The following is a 7,922-nucleotide window of genomic DNA, read 5'->3' on the forward strand; positions in this document are numbered from 1 at the left end:
CGGACCGTACCGCGCCACCCGTGAAATCGACGCATCTACATCTTGACGAAGTGGTGACGGCGTGAGTAGCGTCTCAGCAATCAATTTGGAAACTTTCCTAACTATTGGAGGGACGCCGTATGAAGAGATCGCTCCGCCGGGCCCTGTGGGCCACCGGCGCCGTGGTCGCGCTCGCGGTCGCCGCGGTGCCCATGACCACCGCGTCGGCCGCCGGCAGCGTCACCGCCACCTTCGCCAAGGTGCAGGACTGGGGGACCGGCCACGAAGGGCGGGTGACCGTCACCAACGGCACCAGCTCCACCGTCAACGGCTGGCGCATCGAGTTCACGCTGCCCTCCGGCACCTCGATCAGCAGCTCCTGGGACGCCGACATCACCCGCAGCGGTGACCGCTACGTGGCGGTCAACAAGAGCTGGGCCGCGACGCTCGCCCCGGGCGCCAGCTTCAGCTGGGGCTACAACGGCACCGGCGGCTACAAGGCGCCGGTGAGCTGCACGATCAACGGCGGCACCTGCACCGGCGGCGGCACGCCGACGACCACCGCGCCGACCACGGCGCCGCCGACCACCGCGCCGCCCACCACGGCGCCGCCGACGACCGCCCCGCCGACCACGCAGCCGCCCACCACGCCGCCGCCCGGCGGCAAGAAGGTCGTCGGCTACTTCGCCGAGTGGGGCGTCTACGCCCGCAACTACCACGTCAAGAACATCCACACCAGCGGCTCGGCCGCGAAGCTCACCCACATCCTGTACGCCTTCGGCAACACCACCGGTGGCCGGTGCAGCATCGGGGACAGCTACGCCGACTACGAGAAGGCGTACACGCCGCGGACAGCGTCGACGGCGTGGCCGACACCTGGGACCAGCCGCTGCGCGGCAGCTTCAACCAGCTGCGCAAGCTGAAGAAGATGTACCCGAACCTGAAGGTCCTCTGGTCCTTCGGTGGCTGGACCTGGTCCGGCGGCTTCACCCAGGCCGCGCAGAACCCGGCCGCGTTCGCCGACTCCTGCTACTCCCTGGTCAAGGACCCGCGCTGGGCGGACGTCTTCGACGGCATCGACGTCGACTGGGAGTACCCGAACGCCTGCGGCCTCCAGTGCGACAGCAGCGGCCCGAACGCCTTCAAGAACGTGGTCTCGGCGCTGCGGAGCAAGTTCGGCTCCAGCTTCCTGGTCACCGCGGCGATCACCGCCGACGGCAGCAACGGCGGCAAGATCGACGCGACCGACTACGCGGGCGCCGCGACGAACCTCAACTGGCTGATGCCGATGACGTACGACTACTTCGGCGCCTTCAACGCCCAGGGGCCGACCGCGCCGCACTCGCCGCTCTACTCGTACTCGGGCATCCCGCAGCAGGGCTTCTGGTCCGACGCGGCGATCCAGAAGCTGAAGTCCAAGGGCGTACCGTCCAGCAAGCTGCTGCTCGGCGTCGGCTTCTACGGACGCGGCTGGACCGGCGTGACCCAGGCCGCGCCCGGCGGCAGCGCCACCGGCGCGGCCCCCGGCACCTACGAGGCCGGCATCGAGGACTACAAGGTGCTCAAGAACAGCTGCCCGGCCACCGGCACGGTCGGCGGCACCGCGTACGCCAAGTGCGGCAGCAACTGGTGGAGCTACGACACCCCGGCGACCATCGGCGGGAAGATGAGCTACGCCAACAGCCAGGGCCTCGGTGGCGCGTTCTTCTGGGAGCTCTCCGGTGACACCAGCAACGGTGAGCTGATCGGCGCCATCAAGGGCGGTCTCGGCTGAGCCGAGGGCCGACGCACCACCCACCCGGCGGGGAGGGGCCGTACCGGCCCCTCCCCGCCCGCGTGCCGTTCTGGCAGAGCGCGCCGATCCGGGTCAGGATGGGGAGTCACCCGGCCGCGCGGGCCGGGTGTGGCACACTCGCCGCTCGACGAGTCCACGCGACGGGAGGACCGATGGATCGCAGCCACCGCGGCCGGTTCGCCGCGCTCGCCCTCGCCTTCGCGCTCACGCCGGCGCTGGCCGCCTGCGGCTCCGGCCCGGACGGCGCCGCCACCGGGCCCAGCGGCCGGGCGCCCGCCGAGGAGGCGGCGGCCAAGAGCCGGGAGCGCGTGCAGGCGTACCTCGACGCGCTCACCGCCCGCGACGCCGACGCCGGCCGCAGCCAGCTCTGCGCGCCCATGCACGCCGCCTTCGACGCCGCCGCCACCGGCCCGAACGGTGACTTCGCCGACCACTTCACGGTGCCCGACGCGACGATCACCGACGTCCGCTCCGGCCCGAACGGGCAGGAGGTCAGCGCCTCCGTCACGGTGGCCGCCGGATCTCGCAAGGCCACCCGGTCCCTGCTGTTCACGGTGACCCGTAACGGGGCGGACTGGTGCATCTCCGGCGAGGTTCCCGGCGACCGCACGGCCGACCCGTCCGAGCCGCCGCCGGCGGCGCGGCCCTCGCCGGTCTCCTCCCAGTGACCGGAACCATGCCCCTCGGCGACGAGTGATCGCGACGGTCGCCGTACGCTTTCCTCCATGCGCCATGAGTGGCATCAGCTGAGTCACCCCGCCGTGGGCAGCCCTGGCCTGCAGACCAGCCGCCCGACCGCCGACTCCGCCGAGGACGCGGCCCTCGGCCTCGACCGATGGCGGGAGCTGCCGCGCGCGCAGACCCCGCCATGGGACGACCAGGCCCAGGTCGCCGAGGTCTGCCGGGTGCTGGACACGGGTCCCTCGGTGGTCGCGCCCTACGAGGTCGACCAGCTGCGGCAGCGGCTGGCCCTGGTCTGCGAGGGCAAGGCGTTCCTGCTCCAGGGCGGTGACTGCGCCGAGACGTTCGCCGACAACACCGAGAGCCACCTGCTCGCCAACGCCCGCACGCTGCTCCAGATGGCCATCGTGCTCACGTACGGCGCGTCGCTGCCGGTGGTCAAGGTGGCCCGGGTGGCCGGCCAGTACACCAAGCCCCGGTCCCTGCCGACCGACGACCGGGGGATGCCCGCCTACCGCGGCGACATGATCAACTCACTGGAGGCCACGCCGGAGGCGCGGGTCGCCGACCCGCAGCGCATGATCCGGGCGTACGCCAACTCGGCCGCCGCGATGAACATGCTCCGGGCGTACCTGGCAGGCGGCCTGGCCGACCTGCACGCCGTGCACGACTGGAACAAGGACTTCGTCCGGCAGTCCCCGGCCGGGGAGCGCTACGACGCGATCGCCCGCGAGATCGACCGGGCACTGGCCCTCATCCGGGCCTGCGGGATGACCGACGACGAGGCGCTGCGCACCGTCACGCTCTACTGCTCGCACGAGGCGCTGGCGCTGGAGTACGACCGGGCGCTGACCCGGATCTCCGACCACAAGGCGTACGGCCTGTCCGGGCACTTCCTCTGGATCGGCGAGCGGACCCGGCAGATCGACGGCGCGCACATCGACTTCATCTCCCGTATCGCCAACCCGATCGGGGTCAAGCTCGGCCCCACCACCACCCCGGACGAGGCGATCGAGCTCTGCGAGAAGCTCAACCCGGACAACATCCCCGGCCGGCTCACGCTGATCAGCCGGATGGGCAACCACCGGGTACGCGACGCGCTGCCGCCGATCGTGGCGAAGGTCACCGCCGCCGGCGCGAAGGTCGTCTGGCAGTGCGACCCGATGCACGGCAACACGCACGAGTCCTCGAACGGCTACAAGACCCGGCACTTCGACCGGATCGTGGACGAGGTGCTCGGCTACTTCGAGGTGCACCGCGGCCTCGACACCCACCCGGGCGGCCTGCACGTCGAGCTGACCGGCGAGGACGTCACCGAGTGCCTCGGCGGCGCCCAGGGCATCGAGGACCTCGACCTGCCCGACCGGTACGAGACCGCCTGCGACCCCCGGCTCAACACCCAGCAGTCGCTGGAGTTGGCGTTCCTGGTGGCGGAGATGCTCCGTGGCTGAACTGATCGATCTGCGGACGGACACCGTGACCCGGCCGACGCCGGGGATGCGGGAGGCGATGGCCGCCGCCGAGGTGGGCGACGACGTCTACGGCGAGGACCCGACAGTCGCCGCCCTGGAGGCGGAGGTGGCCGCGCTGTTCGGCCACGAGGCGGCGCTGTTCGCCCCGAGCGGATCGATGGCCAACCAGATCGCGCTCCAGTTGCACGTGCCGCCCGGCGACGAGTTGCTCTGCGACGCCGACGCGCACGTGGTCACGTACGAGGTGGGGGCCGCCGCCGCGTACGGTGGGATCTCCTCGCGGACGTGGCCGGCGGTGGGCGCGGACCTGGACCCCGACGTGGTCGCCGGGATGATCCGGCCGGACGGCTACTTCGCGGTGCCCACCCGCGCGATCGCCGTGGAGCAGACCCACAACCGGGGCGGCGGCGGGGTGATCCCGCTGCCGACGCTGCGACGCATGCGCGAGGTCGCCGACGAGCACGGGGTGGCGCTGCACTGCGACGGCGCCCGGATCTGGCACGCGCACGTCGCGGACAGGGTGCCGCTGGCCGGGTACGGGGAGCTGTTCGACACGCTCTCGGTGTGCCTCTCCAAGGGCCTCGGCGCGCCGGTCGGCTCGCTGGTGGTGGGCAGCGCGGAGAAGATCGCCCGCGCGCGGGTCCTGCGCAAGCGGATGGGCGGTGGCATGCGGCAGGTCGGCATTCTTGCCGCCGCCGGCCGGTACGCGTTGGCGCACCACGTCGAGCGGCTCGCCGAGGACCACGCGAAGGCGGCCCGGCTGGCCGAGGCGGTCGCCCCGCACGGGGTGCTCGCGTCGGTGGTGCGGACGAACATCGTGCCGCTGGACCTGACCAAGCACCCTCTCGACGCGCACGCGCTGGCGGCGGCCGCGCGGGAAGCCGGTCTGCTGATCTCGGTGCTCGGCCCGCGTACCGCCCGGTTGGTGACCCACCTGGACGTCACCGACGAGCAGATCGACAGCGCCGCCACCATCCTCGACACCGCCCTGCGCGCCTGACCCTCCGGCAACGCCGTGGCGAGGGCGGGAGGAAACGGCTGTGTCAGGGGCGCAGGCGTTTGAGGGCGGCGATGTCGGCGGCGTGGCCGACGTGCTTCTCCGTCGGGGTCTCCACCAGCACCGGTACGCCGGCGGTCGCCGGATGGCGCATCAGCTCGGCGAACGCCGGCTCACCGATGGTGCCCTTGCCGATGTTCTCGTGCCGGTCCCGGGTGGAGCCGCACAGGTCCTTCGAGTCGTTCGCGTGCACCAGCCGCAGCCGGTCGGCGCCCACGGTGGCGACCAGCGTGTCGAGCGTGGCGGTCATGCCGCCCTCGGCGGCCAGGTCGTGCCCGGCCGCCCAGGCGTGACAGGTGTCGAAGCAGACGCCCAGCATCGGGTGCCGGTCGACCGCGTCGAGGTAGGGGCCGAGGTGCTCGACCCGGGACGCCAGTGACCGGCCGCCCCCGGCGCTCGGCTCGACCAGCAGCATCGGCCCGCCGGTGGCCGCGGTCTCGTCGAGCAGCGGGAGCAGCGACTCCCGGACCTGCCGCAGGGCCGCCTCGGCGTGCCCGGCGTCCACCGAGCTGCCGGCGTGGAACACCACGCCCTCGGCGCCGATCGCCCGGCCCCGCCGCAGCGCGTGGGCGAGCGTCTCCGCCGACCTGGTGACCGTCGCGGGGGTGGGGGAGCCGAGGTTGACCAGCAGCGACGCGTGGATGAACACGGGCAGGCCACGCTCGGCGCAGCCGTCGCGGAACAGCGCGTCCTGCGCCGGGTCACCGGCCGGCAGCGCCCAGCCACGCGAGTTCGAGACGTAGACCTGCACCACCTCGGACTCGGCCGCATCCGCGTACGGCAGGGCCGCCCGCGCCAGGCCACCGGAGGTGGGGGTGTGCGACCCCACCGGCCGGCACCCGTTCGCCGCGCTCACAGGCACGTCACAGTGATCGTGGTGCCCGGCGGCACCGGCGTGTTCTCGGCCGGGTTCTGGATCCGGACGATGCCGTTCGGGTTGAGCTGGATGTTGACCGGGAAGCCCTGGCTCTCCAGCGTCTGCTTGGCCTGCTGGCAGGGCATGTCGACCACCCGGGGCACGGCCACCTGCGGCGGGCCCTTGCTGATCTCCAGCTTGACCTGGGCGCCCTTTTCCACACCGGTGCCGTCGGCCGGGCTCTGGCCGAGGATCTCGTCCTTCGGCTTGTCGGACTCCTTGACGTTCTCCACCGGCTTGAGCCCGAGCCGCGCGAGGATGGCGCGCGCCTCGGTGAGGCTCTTGCCGACCAGGTCGGGCACGCTCACCGGGGCGCGGCCCTTGCTGAGGATCAGCGTCACCTTGGCCCCGGGCTTGACCTCAGTGCCCACCTTCGGGTCGGTGGCCAGCACGACACCCGCCGGCAGCGCGTCGTCGTAGCGGGAGCTGCCCTTGGCCGCGACCAGGTTGAGACCCTCCAGCTCCACCTGGGCGAGCGCGAAGTCCTTGCCCACCACGTCCGGCACCGGCAGGCGCTCCGGACCGAGCGACAGGGTCAGCGTGATCGTGCCGCCCTTGACGATCCGGGCGGCCGAGCCCGGCGCCTGCCCGAGCACGGTGTCCTTCGGGACGTTCTCGTCGTACCGGGGGTCGGCGTAGCGCAGCGTGAAACCACCGCGCTGGGCCTGCGCCTCCGCCTCGGCCTTGGTGAGGCTCACCATCTGCGGCGCGACCGTGTAGCGGCCCACGCCGAACCACCAGCCGCCGACGGCGGCGACCAGGCCGAGCACCACGACCGCCGCGGCGACGGCCAGCCGGCCGCGCGGCGAACCCATGATCCGGGTACGCAGGGCGGCGAACCGGGCGCCCACCCCCTCCGGTTCGGCGGCGCGTCGGCGGTGCGGGCGCTGCGTGGCGGCGCCCTCGGGCAGCCGGGCCCACGACGGGCGCTCGATCGGCTGCAGCGCGGCCACCACCTGCGTCGGCTGGCTCAGCACCGCCGTGTCGTCGCTGAGCTGACGCAGGACAGTGGTGTGCGTGTGCGGGTTGCCCAGTTCCTCGCGGGCCGCCTGCACCTCGGTCAGCAGCGCCGCGGCGTCGGCCGGACGGGCGGCCGGGTCGCGCCGGGTGGCCCGGGCGACGAGCGCGTCGACGGCCGGCGGCAGCGCCGGAACCAGCGTGGACGGGGCCGGCACGTCCCGGTCGACATGCTGCCAGGCGACCTCCACCGGGCGGTCGCCGTCGTAGGGCACCCGGCCGGTGAGCATCTCGAACAGCACGATGCCGGCCGAGTAGACGTCGGTGCGCGGGTCGGCGTGGCCCTGGGTGACCAGCTCCGGCGCCACGTACGCCACCGTCGCCATGAGCTGGTTGCCGTTCTCGTCCTCCGCGCTCGCCTCGACGGCCCGGGCCAGCCCGAAGTCGGCCACCTTGACCACGCTGTCGACCAGGTCGCGGCTGCCGCCGGCGGGCACCTCGGCGACCAGGACGTTCTCCGGCTTGACGTCGCGGTGCACCAGGCCGGCCCGGTGCGCGGCGGCGAGCGCGGCGAGCACCTGCTCGGTGATCGCGAGCGCCTCGTCCGGGTTCAGCCGGCGGCGCTCGGCGAGCACGTCACGCAGCGTGCGGCCGCGCACGTACTCCATCACCAGGTACGGCAGGCCGGCGTGGATGCCCTGGTCGTAGACCGCCACCACGTTCGGGTGGGTGAGCCGGGCGATCGTCTTCGCCTCGTCGGTGAACCGCTCGACGAACCCGGCCATCCGGGCCCGGGCCTGCGGCGCCTGGGTCGGGTGAATGATCTTGACCGCCACGGTGCGCTCCAGGCGCTCGTCGGTGGCGGTGTACACGGTCGCCATGCCGCCACGGGCGACGCGACCGCGAATGCGGTAGCGTCCCTCGATCAGCGAGCCCAGCAACGTGTCGGCGACCTGTGTGTCCATCGGCAGGCAGTCTATGTGTCGGAAGGGTGAACGTAGAACAGGATGCTACCGCCGGGTTGGGACACCGGTGGCCCGGCGCGCTCCGGCGCAGGTCGGGGGG

5 protein-coding genes and 1 pseudogene are annotated in these 7,922 nt (G+C 72.9%); 4 read left to right on the forward strand and 2 right to left on the reverse strand.

Annotated features, from left to right (window positions below; genetic code table 11):
* Positions 1-119: 119 nt before the first annotated feature.
* The 4 genes and pseudogenes from KBX39_RS16545 to KBX39_RS16560 all read left to right on the forward strand — a co-directional run bounded on the left by KBX39_RS16545 (position 120) and on the right by KBX39_RS16560 (position 4,927).
* Positions 120-1,753 (forward strand): annotated as a pseudogene (locus KBX39_RS16545) (glycosyl hydrolase family 18 protein).
* A gap of 173 nt (positions 1,754-1,926) precedes the next feature.
* Positions 1,927-2,442, forward strand: a complete 516-nt coding sequence (locus KBX39_RS16550) for a hypothetical protein (RefSeq protein WP_210871398.1) — start codon at positions 1,927-1,929, stop codon at positions 2,440-2,442.
* 57 nt (positions 2,443-2,499) lie between these two features.
* Positions 2,500-3,906: a class II 3-deoxy-7-phosphoheptulonate synthase gene (locus KBX39_RS16555; protein ID WP_210871400.1), complete on the forward strand. Its 1,407-nt coding sequence runs from the start codon at positions 2,500-2,502 to the stop codon at positions 3,904-3,906.
* 1 nt (position 3,907) lies between these two features.
* Positions 3,908-4,927: a low specificity L-threonine aldolase gene (locus tag KBX39_RS16560; RefSeq protein ID WP_104114584.1), complete on the forward strand. Its 1,020-nt coding sequence runs from the start codon at positions 3,908-3,910 to the stop codon at positions 4,925-4,927.
* 43 nt (positions 4,928-4,970) lie between these two features.
* Here the strand turns inward: KBX39_RS16560 and KBX39_RS16565 are convergent, their stop codons facing one another.
* Both KBX39_RS16565 and pknB read right to left on the reverse strand, forming a co-directional pair.
* Complete coding sequence (locus KBX39_RS16565) at positions 4,971-5,840, reverse strand: deoxyribonuclease IV (RefSeq protein ID WP_210871402.1); 870 nt, start codon at positions 5,838-5,840, stop codon at positions 4,971-4,973.
* Positions 5,837-7,822: a Stk1 family PASTA domain-containing Ser/Thr kinase gene (gene pknB, locus KBX39_RS16570; RefSeq protein ID WP_064445208.1), complete on the reverse strand. Its 1,986-nt coding sequence runs from the start codon at positions 7,820-7,822 to the stop codon at positions 5,837-5,839. The genes KBX39_RS16565 and pknB overlap by 4 nt, the downstream gene beginning before the upstream one ends.
* Positions 7,823-7,922: the final 100 nt, after the last annotated feature.

The organism is Micromonospora sp. D75, assembly GCF_018070405.1.
GTDB lineage: Bacteria > Actinomycetota > Actinomycetes > Mycobacteriales > Micromonosporaceae > Micromonospora > Micromonospora chalcea.

Coding starts and splice junctions, on each gene's coding strand:
- KBX39_RS16550 (WP_210871398.1), top strand. CDS start 1,927: ATGGATCGCAGCCACCGCGGCCGGTTCGCCGCGCTCGCCCTCGCCTTC.
- KBX39_RS16555 (WP_210871400.1), top strand. CDS start 2,500: ATGCGCCATGAGTGGCATCAGCTGAGTCACCCCGCCGTGGGCAGCCCT.
- pknB (WP_064445208.1), bottom strand. CDS start 7,822: ATGGACACACAGGTCGCCGACACGTTGCTGGGCTCGCTGATCGAGGGA.